Annotated in this window: 20 protein-coding genes and 2 pseudogenes; 8 read left to right on the forward strand and 14 right to left on the reverse strand. The window is 61.0% G+C overall.

The features are described from left to right. Nucleotides 1-8: 8 nt before the first annotated feature. Nucleotides 9-521, forward strand: coding sequence for an OmpA family protein (locus NKJ12_RS12355; RefSeq protein ID WP_352647462.1), 513 nt, complete (start codon nucleotides 9-11; stop codon nucleotides 519-521). 1,030 nt (nucleotides 522-1,551) lie between these two features. On the opposite strand, the gene soxR is transcribed toward NKJ12_RS12355, so the two are convergent. Beyond that, nucleotides 1,552-1,986, reverse strand: coding sequence for a redox-sensitive transcriptional activator SoxR (gene soxR, locus NKJ12_RS12360; RefSeq protein WP_127862987.1), 435 nt, complete (start codon nucleotides 1,984-1,986; stop codon nucleotides 1,552-1,554). An 85-nt stretch (nucleotides 1,987-2,071) separates the two neighbouring features. Between soxR and NKJ12_RS12365 the strand changes: the two genes are divergently transcribed. From NKJ12_RS12365 to NKJ12_RS12385, 5 genes are all read left to right on the forward strand, one after another. Further along, nucleotides 2,072-2,794 (forward strand): SDR family NAD(P)-dependent oxidoreductase, encoded by a 723-nt coding sequence (locus tag NKJ12_RS12365; protein ID WP_352478390.1) that lies wholly within the window; start codon nucleotides 2,072-2,074, stop codon nucleotides 2,792-2,794. Next, a complete protein-coding gene (locus tag NKJ12_RS12370; RefSeq protein WP_352702907.1) occupies nucleotides 2,791-3,885 on the forward strand; it encodes an S-adenosylmethionine:tRNA ribosyltransferase-isomerase in 1,095 nt (364 codons plus the stop codon). Before NKJ12_RS12365 ends, NKJ12_RS12370 begins: the two co-directional genes overlap by 4 nt. A gap of 198 nt (nucleotides 3,886-4,083) precedes the next feature. Further along, nucleotides 4,084-4,284 carry a hypothetical protein gene (locus NKJ12_RS12375; protein ID WP_352702909.1) on the forward strand — a complete coding sequence of 67 codons (201 nt, stop codon included), beginning with the start codon at nucleotides 4,084-4,086 and terminating at the stop codon, nucleotides 4,282-4,284. Further along, on the forward strand, nucleotides 4,281-4,727 hold the full coding sequence (locus tag NKJ12_RS12380) for a hypothetical protein (RefSeq protein ID WP_352702911.1): 447 nt from the start codon (nucleotides 4,281-4,283) through the stop codon (nucleotides 4,725-4,727). Before NKJ12_RS12375 ends, NKJ12_RS12380 begins: the two co-directional genes overlap by 4 nt. Next, on the forward strand, nucleotides 4,727-5,005 hold the full coding sequence (locus tag NKJ12_RS12385; protein ID WP_352702913.1) for a hypothetical protein: 279 nt from the start codon (nucleotides 4,727-4,729) through the stop codon (nucleotides 5,003-5,005). The genes NKJ12_RS12380 and NKJ12_RS12385 overlap by 1 nt, the downstream gene beginning before the upstream one ends. Here NKJ12_RS12385 and NKJ12_RS12390 read toward each other — a convergent pair. From NKJ12_RS12390 to NKJ12_RS12435, 10 genes and pseudogenes are all read right to left on the reverse strand, one after another. After that, nucleotides 5,004-5,147 (reverse strand): annotated as a pseudogene (locus tag NKJ12_RS12390) (AAA family ATPase); the annotation flags it as partial. The gene NKJ12_RS12385 and the pseudogene NKJ12_RS12390 sit on opposite strands and share 2 nt — an antisense overlap. A 154-nt stretch (nucleotides 5,148-5,301) precedes the next feature. Beyond that, nucleotides 5,302-5,493, reverse strand: a complete 192-nt coding sequence (locus NKJ12_RS12395) for a DUF6494 family protein (protein ID WP_023679340.1) — start codon at nucleotides 5,491-5,493, stop codon at nucleotides 5,302-5,304. 812 nt (nucleotides 5,494-6,305) lie between these two features. Further along, the gene (locus NKJ12_RS12400) at nucleotides 6,306-7,448 is read right to left on the reverse strand and encodes an MFS transporter (RefSeq protein ID WP_352702967.1); all 1,143 of its coding nucleotides are present in this window, start codon (nucleotides 7,446-7,448) and stop codon (nucleotides 6,306-6,308) included. A gap of 708 nt (nucleotides 7,449-8,156) precedes the next feature. Next, nucleotides 8,157-8,861 carry a GntR family transcriptional regulator gene (locus tag NKJ12_RS12405; protein ID WP_352506251.1) on the reverse strand — a complete coding sequence of 235 codons (705 nt, stop codon included), beginning with the start codon at nucleotides 8,859-8,861 and terminating at the stop codon, nucleotides 8,157-8,159. A 102-nt stretch (nucleotides 8,862-8,963) separates the two neighbouring features. Next, nucleotides 8,964-9,704: an aspartate/glutamate racemase family protein gene (locus NKJ12_RS12410; RefSeq protein WP_352506250.1), complete on the reverse strand. Its 741-nt coding sequence runs from the start codon at nucleotides 9,702-9,704 to the stop codon at nucleotides 8,964-8,966. An 8-nt stretch (nucleotides 9,705-9,712) separates the two neighbouring features. Then, nucleotides 9,713-10,435 (reverse strand): ABC transporter ATP-binding protein, encoded by a 723-nt coding sequence (locus NKJ12_RS12415; protein WP_352478401.1) that lies wholly within the window; start codon nucleotides 10,433-10,435, stop codon nucleotides 9,713-9,715. A 2-nt stretch (nucleotides 10,436-10,437) separates the two neighbouring features. Further along, nucleotides 10,438-11,217 (reverse strand): ABC transporter ATP-binding protein, encoded by a 780-nt coding sequence (locus tag NKJ12_RS12420; RefSeq protein ID WP_352478402.1) that lies wholly within the window; start codon nucleotides 11,215-11,217, stop codon nucleotides 10,438-10,440. Nucleotides 11,218-11,221: 4 nt separating this feature from the next. Beyond that, nucleotides 11,222-12,196 carry a branched-chain amino acid ABC transporter permease gene (locus NKJ12_RS12425; RefSeq protein ID WP_352702916.1) on the reverse strand — a complete coding sequence of 325 codons (975 nt, stop codon included), beginning with the start codon at nucleotides 12,194-12,196 and terminating at the stop codon, nucleotides 11,222-11,224. A gap of 5 nt (nucleotides 12,197-12,201) precedes the next feature. Then, on the reverse strand, nucleotides 12,202-13,068 hold the full coding sequence (locus tag NKJ12_RS12430; protein ID WP_352478406.1) for a branched-chain amino acid ABC transporter permease: 867 nt from the start codon (nucleotides 13,066-13,068) through the stop codon (nucleotides 12,202-12,204). A gap of 77 nt (nucleotides 13,069-13,145) precedes the next feature. Further along, nucleotides 13,146-14,348: an ABC transporter substrate-binding protein gene (locus NKJ12_RS12435; protein ID WP_352478408.1), complete on the reverse strand. Its 1,203-nt coding sequence runs from the start codon at nucleotides 14,346-14,348 to the stop codon at nucleotides 13,146-13,148. 479 nt (nucleotides 14,349-14,827) lie between these two features. Here NKJ12_RS12435 and NKJ12_RS12440 point away from each other — a divergent pair, with 479 nt between their 5' ends. After that, a complete protein-coding gene (locus tag NKJ12_RS12440; protein ID WP_352506248.1) occupies nucleotides 14,828-15,034 on the forward strand; it encodes a hypothetical protein in 207 nt (68 codons plus the stop codon). Nucleotides 15,035-15,648: 614 nt separating this feature from the next. Here the strand turns inward: NKJ12_RS12440 and NKJ12_RS12445 are convergent. Beyond that, nucleotides 15,649-15,906: a hypothetical protein gene (locus tag NKJ12_RS12445; protein ID WP_352506247.1), complete on the reverse strand. Its 258-nt coding sequence runs from the start codon at nucleotides 15,904-15,906 to the stop codon at nucleotides 15,649-15,651. 116 nt (nucleotides 15,907-16,022) lie between these two features. On the opposite strand from NKJ12_RS12445, the gene NKJ12_RS12450 reads away from it, so the two are divergent. Then, nucleotides 16,023-16,289, forward strand: coding sequence for a hypothetical protein (locus NKJ12_RS12450; RefSeq protein WP_352506246.1), 267 nt, complete (start codon nucleotides 16,023-16,025; stop codon nucleotides 16,287-16,289). Nucleotides 16,290-16,354: 65 nt separating this feature from the next. Here NKJ12_RS12450 and NKJ12_RS12455 read toward each other — a convergent pair. Continuing rightward, a pseudogene (locus tag NKJ12_RS12455) lies at nucleotides 16,355-16,975 on the reverse strand (recombinase family protein). 20 nt (nucleotides 16,976-16,995) lie between these two features. Continuing rightward, on the reverse strand, nucleotides 16,996-17,688 hold the full coding sequence (locus tag NKJ12_RS12460) for a hypothetical protein (protein WP_352691722.1): 693 nt from the start codon (nucleotides 17,686-17,688) through the stop codon (nucleotides 16,996-16,998). Nucleotides 17,689-18,248 lie beyond the last annotated feature (560 nt).

Raw genomic sequence — 18,248 nt, forward strand, 5'->3', positions numbered from 1 at the left:
GGCGCCTCATGAACCGTATGATTGAAAACACGCGCCGGCTGCTCGCTGCCGGCCTGCTGATGCTGGTCGCATCCTGCTCGACCAGCAACACGCTCGCCCCTTCCACGCCTGACATCACCAACACCGAGGTTGCCGGCTTCCAGAACGTGCAGCCGGGCAGCGAGGAGGATTTTATCCTCAATGTCGGCCGCCGCACCTATTTCACGCAAGGTTCGGCCGCGCTCGATTCTGTCGCCAAGGCCACCCTCGACACCCAGATCGCCTGGTTAGCAAAGCATCCGCGCTGGCTGCTCAAGCTGCAGGGTTTCGCCGACGATCCCGGCGCAAGTGAAATGGCGCTGTCACAGCAGCGCGCCGATGCGGTGATGGACTACCTCGCCGCCGGCGGCATAGACCGCAACCGCATGTGGGCCAAGGGCTACGGCAAGGACAGGCTCGTCCGCGACTGCCCCGACACCGCCTGCAGGTCGCAGAACCGCCGCGTTGTGTCCAATTTGCGCGATGAGAGGGACGAGTCGTAGAGGCTGCTGTTTTTCTTGTCACCCGAAGCAGAGTCTCACATACGACGGCGGCATGGCTGCTTTGCGCCTAGGGCAGTCATACAGAAACTCAATGCCGACACTTTGGAGCGGACATTGAAGGGAGCGCCCCGTGTGCGGCGATAACGCTGTTGCGGATCGCTGGGATACGCCCGCAGCCTTGGTGGCAAGCATAACGAAAGGAACCAAGCTGCCAGGGCCAGTTTCGAAGCCGGTTCCTGAAAAGGTCAATCCATGTCGCGCGCGTGTCGCGTGGATTTGCCGAGTGTCGCAGGAAATCCTTGCAAATCACCGGTAGCTGCTTGCAACATGGCGCGAAACACAATCGGCCAGCTTTAAGGGCTAGCCGATTGTCAAGTTTACTTGAGAAATTCTTGGTAGTGGGAGACCGCTACATCGCGACACCCACTATTGAGGGGGCGCTTTTTTGCTATCGTTGGCAAGCGGCCTGACAGCAAATCGAGATCGAGCAACCACGAACTCGACGATGATGGATGGGACGAACTGCGCCGAAAAAGCTGACAAATTCGGATACTTAACGTAAAGCCTTGGGTCATGCGGTACCGAATGCAGTACCGTTCGGGCGATCAACCAACGATTGGCGAAATTTTGAACGGGCTACCATTACCGATGGCCTAAACACCATCTTCGTCCTTCGTTGCCGCAAGAAAGGTTCCCCAACCGCCGGATCAATCCGATCAGCCTGTGCCAACGCGCAACGGCTCCAATACTCAAACGTTTCGGGCGGGACTGAAGAGGTTGATGACTGCCGCACCCGGAGCAGTTCGACGTATTTCCTTATTTCGCTTGGCCTGCTGAAATGCAGCCGCGTTTTTAGAAGGAACGACCGTCTGGCAGGACGACGCAAGCACTTGATGGCAAGGCCGTCGAGCGGATGGAGAAAGTCAGCGACGAACAATACCGCCGCTGAACCTTACCGGGCCGCAGCGTCTCGCACTTGGCGAAGTCTTGCGCTGCCGAGTCCTGCAATAGTGACAGGCACGCTGCCAACTCACCCCAGCCAATACCTCGGCCCCGGCCCCTTGCGTCCTGCCATATCGGCAGGGTTCGCAAGGCTACACCGGTCGATCGACAGACAGCCGCAACCGATGCACTCGGTAAGCCCGGACCTCAGGCGCTGCAACTCGGCGATGCGCTGGTCGATGCGCTTAGTCCACTGGCCCGACAACCGCGACCAATCCCGACGCGACGGCACGCGATCGGCTGGCAACTTGGCGAGCTCGGCGCCGATCTCCTCAAGCGTCAGCCCAATTCGCTGCGCGAAGACGATGAAGGCGATCCGGCGCAGCACGGATCGCGGATAGCGTCTGTGTCCCGAGCCGGCCCGCTCGGACGCGATCAGCCCGCGCTCCTCGTAGAAGCGCAGGGCCGATGAGGCGACGCCGCTGCGCCGCGACACGTCGGTGATGGTCAGCATGGAATCCATGCATGAACGAAAGCACGATTCCCGCTTGACTTCAAGTTAACTTGAACTTGTAGCAAGGGCCATAAAGCTTGAAGGAGCACCGGCAATGCAGTCGAATATTGATCTTCAAGGACTTCGCGTGGCGGTCACGGGCGGCACCTCCGGGCTCGGAATGGCGCTTGTGCGGCAGCTGACCGCGCAGGGTGCGTGCGTGGCCTTCGTCGCTCGCACCGCCGCGAATGTCGAACGCATCGCTGACGAGACGGGCGCGCACGGCATTGTCGGCGACGTCGGCAAGAAGGAGGACACCTACTCGATCGCACTACAGGTCACTGCCAGCCTCGGCGGGCTCGACGTCCTGATCAACAATGCCTCGAGCCTCGGCCCTGTCCCTCTGGCGCTCCTCGCCGATACTGAGTGCGAGGAGCTGGAAGTGGCGCTCGCGGTCAACCTGGTCGGCGCGTTCCGGCTGACGAAGGCCCTGTTCGGTGCGCTTGCCGCGTCCGCACGCGAGGGCCGTGGCGCGATGGTGATCAACATCTCCAGCGACGCGGCGGTGAACGCCTATCCCGGCTGGGGCGCGTATGGGGCGAGCAAGGCCGCTCTTGCCCATCTGACGGCGATTTGGGAGGAGGAGGCGAAAGCCGACGGCATACGGCTCCTCGCACCCGACCCTGGCGACATGGACACCCCGCTGCACGCGCTAGCGCTTCCTGACGCCGATCCGTCTACATTGAAACGCCCCGAACTGGCTGCTGCCGAGATCATCGAAAAGATGATCGACGCGTTACAGGTCCGCGCTACGCTTCACGCCGGGGCATGCGCATGATTGCCGCCGATCGTTCCGATCGGCGCGCAGCCAGGCTGTTGGTCGTCGAGGCGGACGGCACGATGCGCGACCTGCCGCGCGCTGGAATCGCGACGCTATTCGGTCCCGGCGATCAGGTCGTCGCCAATGACGCCGCGACCTTGCCTGCCAGCTTGCACGGCACGCATGTCCCAAGCGGTGAGGCGATCGAGATCCGCCTGGCGGGCTGGCTGTCACTTCCCGATCCAACCCGTTTCGTGGCGATTGCCTTCGGCTCGGGCGATCACCGCACGCGCACGGAAGACCGGCTGCCTCCACCTCCGCTGTCACCAGGCGATCGCCTCCGGCTCGGCTCGCTTGACGCCGTCGTCGAGCGCCTTCTCGACCATCCACGCCTTCTCGAGTTGCACTTCCCAGGCAACCGCGCAGCGGTGCTTGCAGGACTGGCGCAGCACGGCCGGCCGATCCAATACGCGCATGTTCCCCAGCCGTTGGCACTGTGGGATGTTTGGACGAAGATTGCCGCCGGGCCGGTCGCGTTCGAGGCGCCGTCGGCAGGCTTCGCGCTCGACTGGCGCACGCTCCAAGCCTGGCGTCGGCACGACGTTGGCTTTGCAACACTCACGCATGCTGCGGGCGTGTCTTCCACCGGCGATCCCGCGCTCGACTCGCGCCTTCCCTTCGACGAGCCATACCGCATCCCTGGGCGCACCGCGGCGCAGGTCGCGCGGGCGAAGCTGCGCGGCAGCCGCATCATTGCGATCGGCACAAGCGTAGTGCGCGCACTTGAAGCAGCCGCCAATCCCGGCGGCAATGTGCGTGCCGGAAATGGCATTGCGACAGGGCGCATCGCGCGGGGCACGCGGCTTCGCGTGGTCGATGCGATTCTCACAGGCGTCCACCAGCCCGGCGAAAGCCATTTCGAGCTCCTGCGCGCCTTTGCCGACGATGCTCTGCTCGCTAAGGCCTCCGCAGCCTTCACCGCGTATCGATACCGCGCGCATGAATTCGGCGATTCCATGCTGCTCAATCGCCAACCGCCGCTTCTATCGCGCGAACAGAACCGTGCCGAGGTGCTCGAGACGAAGCCTCTACTCGAGGCGTGGCTATGATGTCGGCAGGTTCGGTGGCATTCCGGGCCGCACCGCGAACGTCAGCTTCGGAGAAGTGTAACAGACCGAAGGTTGATTGACGGTTCTCCCCAGGTCCACCCGGTTCCGAACCGGCACAACGCGCCAATTGCCGACCTTTCCGGCGAGTGTACCACTACCCACCGCCGCCCCGAGCATTCCCGACACCGAGCCGTCGGCATGACGTCGACCGATCGCTCCGCCGCGGCCTGGATCGACCAACCGCTGGCCCACGTCGCTGAAGCCATCGGCCGCATGGACGACGATCGGTTCCTGGCCGAGCACCAGTCCGCCCACGATGAACCGCGCTCGCCGTCTGTGGACATGGTTGCCGCGGTGCTTGAGTGGTGGCGCCGGTGGCCGGTGGGGCGCGACGAATGAAGCGCCGGCCCAGTTCAACCTGGGCGACGCCGTTCAAAGCTGGGGGGATCGATCTTCACCAAGCGGTCTGCGGCCTCGACCGCAGCTCGTATCCTGCTGCGCAGCGCGAGATTCTTGGCCAGCATTTCTTCAGTGCGTTGAAGCGCGAGCTCGGTCCGATGGATGCGCTGCCTGGCAATGGCAACTTCCGATGTCAAAATATCGGCCGCTATCCCGTGGCCGTGGGGTTCCATAGTGTCCATCAGTTTCTAATACATGGGGCGCGATATCGTTCCCTGATATCGGGCGAGCGGGGTGCCGCCGTTCCTCTATCAGTGATGAGCGCTGCCAATATGGTCCGGCCGTCTTTGCAGCCGCGACAAAAAAGCGAGATGGGCCGAATGACCAAGGCGCTCCCTGTCAAAACAGCGCCAGAAACAGGGCGCCTCCTCGATCCGTCCTGATGCGGCCCGATGAACTGCGGGATATCAAATCAGCGGCCGACTACGCTGGCCGCGATGACAGGACCATTCGTTGTGGGCAAAGCGATATGGGATCGGGCGCCAGAGTGGACGAGGTGCGCCCCATCGAAATTAGCCTGCCAGCCTTGGAAATGGTTCATGGCGAATGGGAGGCGCTGGAGAGGCTGCGCGCCGGCGACAGATCAAATCGATGCTGCGGCGGCGCTCGAGTTTCAAACGGGCAACCGGCATTGGAGACGGTCGCCGGCCGCTTCACGTAACGGCGCGGCGGGCGAACGCCGCCGCATCAACCCAGGGTAGCACATCGCCGTTCCGATCAAGTTCCTCCGCGACGATACGTCGGCCCGGTTCCTCGACAACCGCATATCCTCGTCGGGCGCCTCCATAGATTCGTTGAACCAACGACTGGAAAGGGTCGGTGTTTCGCGTTCCGTCAGAGTCGCAAGAGCGTGGGGTGAGCGGTACTACATCCACCCGGCCAGACGCCATTCCAACCGCTGATCCGTCTCGACGCTTTCGGCCGCCTCGGCCGTTTCGCTAGGTCGCTTCGCCCCGCTTATGGAAGTTCGATCTCGCCGTCCACCACGTGGTTGAGGCCGGTGCCTTCCGCCGTCAGCGTCATGCGGACCTTCAGCTTCTTGCCTCCGATTTGCCCTTCGCGCACCGTCTCCTCGATCTTGCGCTGGGAGGTGACGCCGACTTCCTTCAGGAACTTGCGGATCGACATGTTGACGGCGTCTTCGCTCATGGCGGAACTCCTCTGTATCCGGAAGGGATTGTAAGGGAAGGCAAGGGATCAAGGAAGCAGGACGGTGTGACGCACGGTTTTATAGAAATAGACCTGGAGCCGGGAGGAGACGTCGGGTCCTTAAACTTGATCGACCCCTGGCAGGAGGAGTGGAACCGATCGACGTCTTGCGCAGAAGGAGCACTATGACGGCCATCTCGGCCTTGCTCTGACCGACCAGGGAAAGAGTGATCTGATCGAGTACCTCAAATCGATCTGATCAGCACTCGGCGCTTCTTTGGGTACGATTGGGAGGAAAGATCATCAAAGAAGATCGTGGTGAGATAAATTGCGGGTCGGCACAACGTGAGCCAGGCCAAGCGCTGTCTCGCCGGAAATTCTTAAGGTGTCGATGACCGGCGCGGCGACTGCCGGTGCAGGTGGGCTTGCTTCCTGCATGACAGGTCAGCCTGCGGCGCGGCGCCGAAACAACCCCAAAAGCCTGTGGCGCTTTATTAGGATGTTCCAAACAAAGGTCGCCGCTGCGCCGGGTGCTCCCATTTCCTGAAGCCGAATGCATCCGAGATTGTCGCCGGTGAAATTAGCCCCGATGGTTGGTGCCGCTTTTACAAAGCACGGCCTGCCTGATCGGCAGAGCCCAGCGGAGACTTTCGTTGTCTGCTGCGCTGGCGGGTGATGGTCTGCAGGCCTCGCGTCGAGGATGTCGGGTCACATTAGGCATTCAACAAGTCCGGAGTCAGAGCCGAAATGATCGACGACCTTTCCAACATTTGCCTTCGCCATTGACCCCTCCCGGTCAAGCAACCCAAATATCAGCGTTCCTCTGGCGGCTTGACGTTCTGGAACGGCATCAGCAGCAGCAGATCATAAATGATTTTGAGTGTGCCGCAGATCAGGAGGGGCCATGCCCGGAACGAGGCAGCGAACAGAGCGCCCGCCAGGGCGGGACTGGCTGCGGCAGCCAAACTGCGCGGTACCGATGTGAAGCTCGCGGCGGCTGCCCGCTCCGCCTCCGTGACGACTGCCATGACGTAAGATGAGCGCGTCGGGACGTCCATCTGCGAAAGCGCGGCACGGATCAGCAGCAGGGCGAGCGCCAGAGGGAGCGTCGGCGCAAGCGCCGCCAGCATCAGGGCGATGCTGGACGGAATGTGTGTGAACACCATCGTGTTGATGAGTCCGATGTGCCGCGACAGCCAGGCGGCAACGGGGGATGAGAACGCCGAAAGGACGCCGGACCAGAAGAAGAAAAAGCCCGCTTCCGAAAGCGACAGGTCGAATTTTTCGAAAAGCCACAGGGCAAGCAACGACTGGACGAGGAAGCCGCCGGCAAAGGCATCAAGGCTAAAAAGGGCCGCAAGCCTGAAAACGATATTCCGCGAGGGGCCAAGCGCGGACGTGCTGCCGGAGTCCGACGTTGGACGGCGCTGCGGGATCTGCGCGTAAAGGAGACCGCCGAGCAGGCCCAGCAACGCATAGAGCACGAACATCGCCTTGATGCCGGTGAGTTGATCGAGGCCGGCTGGAGCCAGAAGATCAGGTGTCGCCGAAGCGAGCGCGCCAACCGCGGCTGCGAGCGCACCCACAAGGCTGTAGCGCGCGAACATCTTGGTCCGCGCGGCGTCGGTGACTTCGCGTGTTAGCACGGCATGCTCTAAGGACACGAATACGCTGACGCTGCCGGCCGACGGGTTGATGGTGCCTGCGAAGGCGATCACCAAAAGCAGCGCGTAGTCGTGGACGACAGCAAAGGCCACACCCGTGGCGACCATCAGACTGGCGGCGGTAAGCAGGAGTTGGCGGTGATCGTGTCGGGCACCAAGGAGTCCGACGGCGATGGTCAAGAGCGCTGAACCGAGCAGCGATGCGGTTGCAATGATGCCGACCTGCAGAGGCGCGAAGCCTAATGCGAGGAGATAGACCGGCAACAGAACGGCCACGAAGCCGTCGCCCATGTCCCGCAGGGCTCGGGCCGCAAAAAGAAAAGTCGCCGGGCGGATCTGCTGCACTGATCTAGCCTGACCTCGTCACCTGCATTGGCGTCACCGGCTTTGGCAGGCCGGAAAGATCATGACGGAGTCGCATTAGACATTCCAGCAAGGCGAATATCGGATTCAATCCTCGGGCTACCGCCCAACAATGCTGAATCATATCGTGTCAACGGCTTGCAACGACCGAAGACGCAACTGGCGCATATTGCACTTGGCTGTCAAGGTCGGGAATGAGGGTCAGAACCTGCCCGTGATCTTGCATTCAGGGAAGGTCCGAGAAGGGTCGGATCGCGAAGTTCCCTGCATTGAACGTCCCAAGATGGCGATAGTGCCGTTTCGGAACCCGGTGGACCGGGAGCAGGATCGCCAATCAACCGGGGATCATGTTGCAACCAAGTTCGAATGTCGCGTTGCTGGCAAGTAGAAATGTCGCATTGGGACGTTTCAGGGGTAGGCGCCAGGTCAGGATTGCGGGGTGACGTGCATCCTGGCTTCGCCGTCAGCGCCCAATCGGGGGCGATCAAGTATGGCACTTCGGCTTAACTACCTTTGAGAGCGGCCACTTACGCGCGAGCTTCGTTGGCCGGTGTCGGTTGCGGGTGATCCGATATTCGTCCAGCATCGCGACGACATCTGCAATGCGAAGCTTGGCGAAGAGTTTGACGGCGCAGATCAGCGCAAGATGTCCGACAGGCTCTCGGGCTTCTTCTCGCCAAGTGACAGATCAAGGCCCGACAGAAGTTCGACGAGATGGCTTCGCATCAGGTCGGACGCGTTTTGTGCGTCGTGCTTTTCGATGGCATCGACGAGGGCGTGATGGGCGTGGCTTTCGCAGGTGGTGTCGCGGCGGCGCCAGTAGAGCGCGATGATCAGCGACGACCGCGACAGCAGGTCTTTGACGAAAGCGGTCAGGATAGAATGGCCGGCGATTTCGGCTATGCCGACATGGAATTTTGCCGACAGCATGATGGCGTCGCTGTCGCGGCCGGCATGCAGGGCCTCGTGCTCTTTTTCGAGATGAAGCCGCAGTTGCGCGATCTCGGCCGGCTTTGCCACTTCGGCGGCAAGCGCCGCGACCTTGGGCTCGATCAGCGCCCGCGCCTCGAAGACCTCGCGCGCTTCCTGCTTGGTCGGCTGGGCGACGAACGCGCCGCGGTTCGGCTCGAGCCGAGCCAAGCGGTCATGCGACAGCGCCTGCAGCGCCGCGCGTATCACCGCGCGGCTCACCGAATAGATCGAGGCGAGTTCGTCCTCGGGTAGTTTTGTGCCCGGTGCGAGGCGGTGGCTGACGATGGCGTCGCGCAGGCCGGCATAGACCGGAAACCAGCGCATCGTCGGCTTGTCGCCATCCCGTGGCTTTGGCCCAAGCAGGTCCATCGTCTCATTGTCCCGGCGGCCGGATCGCATAGCGGCACGAACACCGCGTTTCCGGCCGCACATCGAACATCCTGTGTGGGAATGTCAACAATTTTGCACGCATCAGGATAGACGGCCGGAGGGCGAAAAGGGCGCAAAGATTCCGGCGAAGGATTTTTCGAGTGGAACCTGGTAGCCGCCGCGCTTTGAGGTCGACAGGCCAAGGCCGACGAGGCTCTCGCAGAGTTTTACTGCGCAGGCGACGCCGTCGAGCACGGGAAGGCTATGTTCGCGGCTGAGCGCGGCGGCGAGGTCGGCCATGCCGGCGCATCCCAGCACAATCGCTTCGGCCCGGTCGTCGCGGATGGCGCGCTCGATCTCCTCCGAAATTCGATGGCGGGCGTTGGAGCCGGGCACTTCGAGCTCCAGAACGGGAACGTCGCTTGCCCGCACCCTGGCGCAGCGGCTGGCGAGGCCGTAGCGCACCAGATTGTGCTCGATCGCCGGCACCGAACGCGACAGCGTCGTCACCACGCTGAACTTGCCGGCAATCAGGCTCGCCATGTGAAACGCCGCTTCGCCGATGCCGACCACCGGCATCTCGCCGACGCAGCGTACTGCGTCGAGGCCGGTGTCGTCGAAGCAGGCGATGACGCAGGCGCTCGCCGCCGGATGTCTCTGGATCTCGCCGATCATTCCCGGGATGGCGAAGACCTCGTCGAAATAGCCTTCGACGCTCGGCGGCCCGTCCTTCGGATTGACGGCGATGATCCTGGTGCCGGCCGAAGCCGCGCGGCGCGCCGCCTCGCCGATCTTTTCGGTCATGGACGCGGTGGTGTTGGGATTGACGACGAGTACGTCCATTTGCGCTTTCATATTTCGCCGCCGAGATAGAGTTTCTTGACCCGGTCGTCGCCAAGCAGCTCAGCCGAATGTCCGGCCAGCGCGATCTTTCCGGTCGTCAGTGCGTAGGCGCGCTGCGAGATGCGCAGCGCCATGCGCGAATTCTGCTCGACCAAGAGAACACTGACCTTTTCGTCGCGATTGATCGCCACGATGGAGCGGGCGATGTCCTGAACGAGCTTCGGCGCGACGCCGAGCGAGGGTTCATCGAGCAGCAGAAGCTTCGGTTTGGCCATCAGCGCCCGCCCGATCACCAGCATCTGCTGTTCGCCGCCGCTCATCGTACCCGCCGTCTGGGAATAGCGTTCCTTCAGGCGCGGGAAGCGCCCGAGCACCATGTCCAGCGTCCTTGCGATTTCGGCCTTGTCGATGCGGGTGAAGGCGCCCATCATCAGATTGTCGCGCACCGTCATGTAGGAAAAGACGCGCCGACCCTCCGGCACCATGGCGATGCCCATCCTGACCAGCTCGTCAGGGCGCGTTCCGTCGATGCGGTGGCCCTGGAAATGAATCTCGCCGCTGCGGACCTTCTTCAGGCCGGTGATGGCGCGCAGGATCGAAGATTTGCCCGCGCCGTTCGCGCCGATTAGCGCGACGGTCTCGCCCTCGTTGACGTTGAGCGACACACCCTTCAGTGCATAGACATGGTCGTAGTAGAGTTCGACGTCGGAGACTTTCAGCAGTTCGCTCATGGCTAAAATCCGATCGTCTCATCTTCGGCGCCGAGGTAGGCCTCGATGACCTTTTCGTTCTCCTGGATTTCCTTCGGCGTTCCCTCGGCGATTTTCACACCGAAGTTCAGGACGACGATTCGGTCGGAAATGTTCATGACGGCGGGCATATCGTGCTCGACCAGCAGGACAGTCACGCCGCGCTTCCGCACGCCGCGCACCATCTCCACCGCGCGCACGGTTTCGTCATGGTTCATGCCAGCGAAGGGCTCGTCGAGCAGAAGGACGGTCGGGTTCGTGGCGAGCCCGATGGCAATCCCGAGCGCGCGCAGATGGCCGTGCGGCAGCGTGCTGGCGATCTCATGCCGTTGCGCGCCGAGACCGAGGAAGTCGATGATCTCGTCGGCCGAGCGGCCGAATTCATCTTCGTCGCGCCGTGCGGTATTCGTGCCGAGATAGAAGCCGGCAAGGCTGGCATTGGAACGCAGGTGATGCGCGATTATGACATTGTCGCGCACCGTCATGCCCTTGAAGATCGTCGTCTCCTGGAACGTGCGCACGACGCCCTTCCGGGCGACGATATGCGGCGCCAGGCCTGAAATCCGCTCTCCCCGGAACAGCACTTCGCCCGAGGTCGGATTGAGAAAAGAGGAAATCAGCTTGAACAGCGTCGATTTGCCGGCGCCGTTGGGGCCGATGACGGAAAGGATCTCGCGTTCGCGGACCGCGAAGGAAACATTGTTGACCGCGACCAGCCCGCCGAAGCGTTTGGTCACTGCCTTGATCTGGAGAAGGTCGGTCATGGTCCTAGCCCTGCTTCCTGCCGAACAGCCGGAGGCTGAGCAGGCCGTTGGGAAGGAACAGCATCAGCGCGATCAGCACCGACGAGAAGATCAGCAACTGGAACTCGCCGGTCTCGAACAGGAAATCCCAGCCGAAATAGAGCACGAAGGTGCCGATCATCGGCCCGAAGACGTAGCTGAGCCCGCCGAGGAAGCAGTTCAGCATGAAGTTCACCGAGTCGGTGACGGTGAAGCTGGACGGATAGATCGACTGAGAGATGGCGACGAACATCGCGCCGCCGAGACCGCCGAGGAACGAGGAGATGGCGTAGGCGATGACGCGCAGATAGGCGATATTGACGCCGATCGAGGAGGCCAGTTCCTCGTTCTGCTGCAACGACTGGCAGAGTTTGCCGATGCGCGAATGGACTAGGCGGTAGAGCGCTGCAAAGCACAGCACCATCAGCACAACCGACACCAGATAGAAGGCGGGACGCGGATTGGCGAGCGTCGCGAAATCCGGAAGGATGGTCAGCCCGAATATCGAGATGCCGCCGGGGAGCGGAATGCTGACCATGCCCTTGGCTCCGTTGGTGATCGGCAGTGCCAGTGCGAGCAGCCGCGCCACTTCGGTCAAAACCAGCGTGACCATGGCGAAATAGACGCCGCGAAGCCTGAGGATGGGCAGCCCGATCAGCACGCTTGCAGCGGCGCAGAATAGCCCAGCCAGCGGCAGTGTCAGCCAGAACGACACACCATACTGGACGACAAGGATGGCCGAAACATAGCCGCCCATAAGCGCGAAGGCACCCTGGCCGATATTGATGCGGCCGATGTAGAAAGTCACCCACACCCCGGCGCTGGCGATGCTGAGCAGCGCGACCGAAGTCAGCGTGTAGTAGAGGTCGAGCCGACCCGTCGCCTCGATCAGCCAGGGCACGCCGATGAGTACGACCAGCAGGAAGACAGCGACGCCGAGGATGTTGCGTGTACGCTTCATGTCGATCACCCCCACGGCTTGCCCATGAGCCCGTTCGGGCGGATGCTCAGGAACACCATCAGCGCGGCGAAGATGACGAGATAAGTGACGTCGCCATATTGGCGTAGCACCGTCAGGCCGACCGATTCCATCATGCCGAGGATGAAGCCGCCGGCGATCGCTCCGCTGACCACGCCGGCGCCGCCGATCATCACCATCAAGAACGCCTTGATCGAGATCGGCCCGCCGATGCCCGAATTGACGCCGGTGATGGCGACCAGCAGCCCGCCGACTATGCCGGCAAGCATCGCGCCGAGCGCAAAGCCGATCATCGAATAGCGGTCGACCTCGACGCCCATAAGCTGTGCCGCGACCCGGTCCTGCGCCAGCGCCCGCATGGCGCGTCCCGGCTTGCTGTACTGCATGAAAAGCACGAAGGAGGCGATGAACAGTATGGCGAGTGCGCCGACCAGCAGCCGGTCGTAAGGCATTATGAGGCTGTCGGAGACGAAGACGCCGTTGACGATCTTCGGCACGCCGCGCTGCTTTTCGCCGAACAGGAGGAGGATCACGGCGTCGAGGAAGAATGCGACCGCCGCCGCGAGAAGCATCGTACTTTCCTCCCGCACGCTTCGCCTAATCACCGTTCTGAAAAGGAATTTCTCGACCAGCGCTCCAATGACCAGCAGCGTGATCCCGGACGCGACGAGCGCGACGACGAAAGGCATGCCGAGCTGGCCATAGACGGTGTAGGTGATGAAGCCACCGAGAACGTACATCTGCCCATGGGCAAAGTTTAGCACGTTCATCAGAGCGAAGATCAGGGTCAGACCGAGCGCGATCAAGGCGTATTGCGCACCAAGATAAAGCCCGTTGGCGATGACTTGTTCCATCAGGATGGTTCCCGGCCATTCAGAGGCTCAAGGCGAATGCACGAGCCTCTGCGGCAATCCGCTTCAGTGCAATTGCGTCAATCGACTTGAGCGACGAAGAGCGTCTCGAACTTGCCGTCGCGGTATTCCGTGACCACCATCGGGACCGAAAGCTGGCGCTTCTGGCCAAACGACGTCATTCCGACATAGGTCAGCTTGGCATCGCCCTTCAGATAGGGATTGGGCGCCGAGAAAGTGTCGATCGTCTTCTTGAACTCCTCGACATTGTCGATCGCGGCCGGGTTCGCCTTCAGCGTCTCGATGATGTATTCGAGCGCGTAGACCTTGGTGTTGGACTCGTCATTGTATTCGCCAAACATTTTCGTATAGCGGTCGACGAACTCCTTCATCATGTCGGATGCGATTTCGGGCGTCGATGCGCCGCCGACTGAGATGAAACCGTTGGCCAACTCGCCCGCGCCCTCTTCCAGCACCTTGGCATCCTGCGCCGTTTCGGTGGAGATCAGACCTTCGTAGCCGAGCTCGCGCGCGGCGCGGATCAGCAGCGGAGCATTGCCGGGCGCGACACCCGAAAGCACCAGCAGGTCCGGTTTTTGCAAAACGATCGGCGTCAGTACCGGCGTGAAATCGCGGGTATCGTTTTGGTAGACGTCCGTGGCAGCTACAACCTCAAGCCCGAGCGCCTTTGCCGCGGCAACACCGCCATCCCGTTGACTCAGCGGATCGGATTCGTTGGCGGCGACAAAGGCGACTTTTTTCACGCCCCTGTTTTCCATGAGATATTTGTAGATCGCCGGAGCTGACTGGTAGTTGGCGATCATGCCGAGCACGGCGTTGGACGCCGGCGGGGTGTAGAGTTCCTTCGGGAATGCGTAAGGAAAATAGATGATGCCCTTGGATTCTGCCACGGGACGCACCGCCGCCGCGCCGTCGTCGACATTCGGACCGACGACATAGTGGATGCCCTCCTGGGCCATCTTCTCCATGCCGGCGATCGCCCGCTTCGGGTCCTTCTGATCGTCGAAGGTGACGATTTTGATGTCATAGGTCTCGTCACCAATCTTCACCCCGCCGGTTTCGTTGATCCAGGCGGCGCGCGTCTGCATCGAGCGGACGTTGGATGTGCCCCACGCAGCGGCCGCGCCACTCGTCACGCCGACAAAGCCGATCTTGAGTTCCTTGTTGGCGGCTTGCACTGTGATTGTGCCGCCGGCCATGATTGCCAGCGCAGAGACGGCGCCGAGTGCGGCGAATGTGATTATTGAACGTCTGTTGATCATTGTTCTTTCCCCTTTGGAGGCCGCGCATTGTTGCGACAGAACTCGACCGATACGCGGACTTTTGTGAGTCAAGGCTCAAATCAATTATCTGTCAACAAAACTTTTACAGATTGTTGACAATCTTGTGCGGTCGTAGAGGAAGGACGTAGGACCGGCACGGCTTCGTGTCGGCGATGGTGCGGCATCCACAAAATAGGAATATAATCCGCATCCCATCAAGGCACATAGACTTCGTCCCGCCCTCAGCGCATGCTCGTATCGGGGAGCTGAAGGGCAACATGGACGCGATCAACGCACACCGACAAAAGGGCGGCTGTGTTGCCGGCGCTTTGTAAGCCGTTCCAACGTCAAAATTGTCGGCTTGCTTCCCGTCCCTCGCGACTGCGGGGTGGTCGTTTAATCGATTGACTCGCGTAAGGCACCGGCAGTTAATCTCCCCGCCAGGGCAAAAAGACGGGCTATGAAACTGGGAGCAAACGATGACTGTCCAAAAAGAAGACTATCGAACCAACAGAGCCGACTACGCCACAGCTGCGATGCATAGCCGAGCGACCGCTGAGGGCGATCGTGATGATTTGGTGGCGAGGAAAAAGTCCCTGTGGGTAACAGATCGGCGATCTGCAAAATTGGCTGCAAACCCGTCAGAAAGCTCGCCAGAACCCAAGGCAAAAGCGCGCGGTAAGTGAATCGTGCCAGCCACTTTCTTACCGCCGCGTACTTTGTTCGCAGGGTTCAAGTACATTAGATTTGTCTAATGTACTAACCAGTCAGTCGAGCATTCCCGAACGCTCGCTGGTCAGGCCAAGCGGCCCCCTAACCCAAGCCGCTGGGCCGCCCCCTAAGGAAGTGCGTGTATCCCTGAGGCGGTCGTCGGTGACCCGCCTCCGTACCGCGGCCGGGATCGCAACCACGTCATCGACCCAACGCCCCGCATCGGTACCGCTCAAACGAATGGCAATTTTCTGTCCAGATGCGTTTAGTATCCATTCTCGGGAGACCCACGCGTGGTCGCGTGGGAGACAAGTGACTCCCCTTTAAAGGCATCGAGATGCTACCAGTGCTGAAAAGTCAGTTCCTTAGACCTAAAGATCGGGCGATTTGCCAGCGGGTTGTCGACCAGATAACCGCCGACGCTAAATGGTACAGCACTTCGATAGACGGTCAGATTCTGGTCTCGACCACGCTGAATCTCTTTCAATCAGGGGTCGTAAACGAAACGAATTTGCTGGCACATGTTCGCGCGCGGCGCCACGACTTCACTAAACTGACAGCCTAGCTCCACCCGGGCGGAAACAGCGCGCTAAGCTGCAGCATACACGTTTCCGCAACGAGAAAAGGCGGCAGATCGAGGTGCCAGCCCTGTTCTGGCTGAGTATCTTGTAGACACCAGCTTGACGCGCTTCAGAACAATGGTCTCGCCGTGCGGATGTTCGTCGAGGTCATCGATTCCGACCCCATGCTCAGCGATCCGGTCAAGAAGCCGGAGACCGGACCGGATGACCGTCGCCCTGGCAGCGCCTTCCACCGGCGCAGCGATCTGCTGTTCGATATAATCCATCTCTGGCTTCGCCATGAGGTCGAGAATGTGTGGGAACATCTTGCTGTACACGCGTGGTCGATAGCGGCTCTTTGTGCCGAGAACGCGGTTGGAGCGCCTGGATCCTCGGCGACGTGATGGTGCATGAGGCCCGACAGAACGGCGTCAACGGTCAGGTCGAATGTTTCCTGATCCCGGTTCCGGCGCTTGTTCGTCCTGAGCCCGACATGGGCCTCGCAGTTCAGGAGCAGCCCGATCGCTTCCTGGACGATAGCCTTGGTGTTCTCCGATGCGGCGAACCGATAGGCATTGAAGGGACTGTCGCGCTCTTCCTCTCCGTCATCGAGTTCGGTCACGATAGGGGTAGTCTGATCCATCTGCAAAATTTCTGGTCTTCAAAATAGCCACCCCGCATACGCGGTCGCATGAACGGCGATAAGCAGGCAAGGTGTCGCGGGAGCGCTCCTCGCTATGCCGCCCTGTCCCGCTTTGCCAGCTTCGCCACGGTCGCCCGAGAGCAGCCCATTACGTCGACAATCTGATTCCAGCTTGCGCCCGTCTTCAGCATCGCCGAGGCAGCGGCGTTCCGCTTCGCGTCCTCCTGCCGGCCCCGCATACGCCCGTCGGCCTTGGCCTTCTCGATCCCTTGGACCTGCCTCCTTCTTCGGTCGGTGTAGTCCTTGCGGGCAATGGCTGCGAGCATGTCCAGCATCATACTATTGATCGCCTCGGCCATGCGCCGGGAGAACTCGTCGCCTCCATCACTGACAGCCTGCCAGGATGTCGGCAGGTCCAGCGCCACGACGCGCACCTGCTTCGCCTTCAGGTCGGCTCTCAGCTTCTCCCAATCGGCCTCGTTCAACTGGGAAAGACGATCAACTTGCTCCACCAAGAGCACGTCTTGGGGATGACAATCGCGCATGAGCCGATCCAGCTCAGGACGCTTCAAGGTTGCCCCACTCTCGTTCTCTTCATACCAGGCGGCCACCGCCAGACCGCGCTCTTTTTTGAATCGTTCAAGGTCTTCCCTTGCCCGTCCTGCGTCTTATTCCTTGGTTGATGCGCGGAGATAGGCCCTGATGAAAGACATGTTCGGAAACCCTCTTCAGTTCAGTTAAGATGGTTTCCGGTTTGGCTGGTACCGCTGGAGCATACCATACGAGACCGGGTGCCTCGGTGGGTCACTTGATGAAGGAATAGGGCGTCAGGAACGGCTGACCGTACTGACCGGGCCAAGACCCCAAGAACTTGACGGAATAGCCTTTGAGGAACCCCGGTCGCCGCGTCTCGAAGTTCAGCCATGTTTTGGGAGACGAACGCCATGACCGCGAACGATTGCCGAAACATTGCCCAATACCCGGTCACCCCAAGCTCCATGCCTTTGACAAACCTGAAGCTGAACTGATCTCCCACATTCTTCCGGCCCTGCGACATGGTGTAATCCGCCCCGAGGATGTCCAGAAATGCTTGGGGCAGCCGGCCTTGAAATCGTTCATAGTTTGAATGCCATCGCGCAAACACGCCACCAGCCGGGCCGACAATCTCCCCAGTAACCCAGTGGTGAAGGGCAAACCCATGCGAGCGGCGAAGGTAGTCATTACGGAGGACATGATCGGCCCGTTCGCCGCCAGCACTCCTCCGCCCTTCAACGTAGCGGCCGTCCTCCTTCGGTCTGCCCAGTTCGGCGATTAGGCTGGGATAGTTTCGGTACACAGATTTGATCGACCGCTTGACGTCGTCATGCTGTTCAGCCGTCGTCGGGTTGGGCAGGAAGCGGCTTGCGAACGCCGCGACATCGTCCATCTCGCGTGTCCCTTCAGTGACATTGCTTGCAGGTAGTCACTTCCCCGCCCTTCGGTCGCCACTTTCCATCGAACAGCCCCCTTGGCGGTACGTGGTCGATGTCGACGCCGCGAGTCGATCCGGCACAATAGATGCAGAACGGCTGCTTGCTCCGTAACTTCTGGCTCAGACTCACCATGTTGGGGTCCAACTCTCCGACACAACATGTTACGGCCTCGCTGGCGGAAAGCGAAGGGCGCATGGGGGAGTCTCGCGCGAGCCAGTTATCCGATCCCCCGCTCAGAAATTTCTACCAAACATTCCGCCCCCTTCACACGAAATCGTATGTTGATTTTTTACCACTGTGGATCATCAATGATCGCTTGGGTTTAGCTTGAGGGGGCTCCCAGGATGGGCGATCAACCGAACTCTCCACCCGCCGCAGCTGCCACGAAGGACCTTGTTCAGAAAGTGATCCTGCAAGCCTCTCGCGGTGAAGTCTTATCCGTAAAGGAGACCATCGCAGAGATACGCCGAGACTCTTCGTATCTGCTGGTTACTGACGATGAGCTGGTCTACCT

The sequence above is a fragment of the Mesorhizobium sp. M0195 genome (assembly GCF_040322115.1).
Classification (GTDB): domain Bacteria; phylum Pseudomonadota; class Alphaproteobacteria; order Rhizobiales; family Rhizobiaceae; genus Mesorhizobium.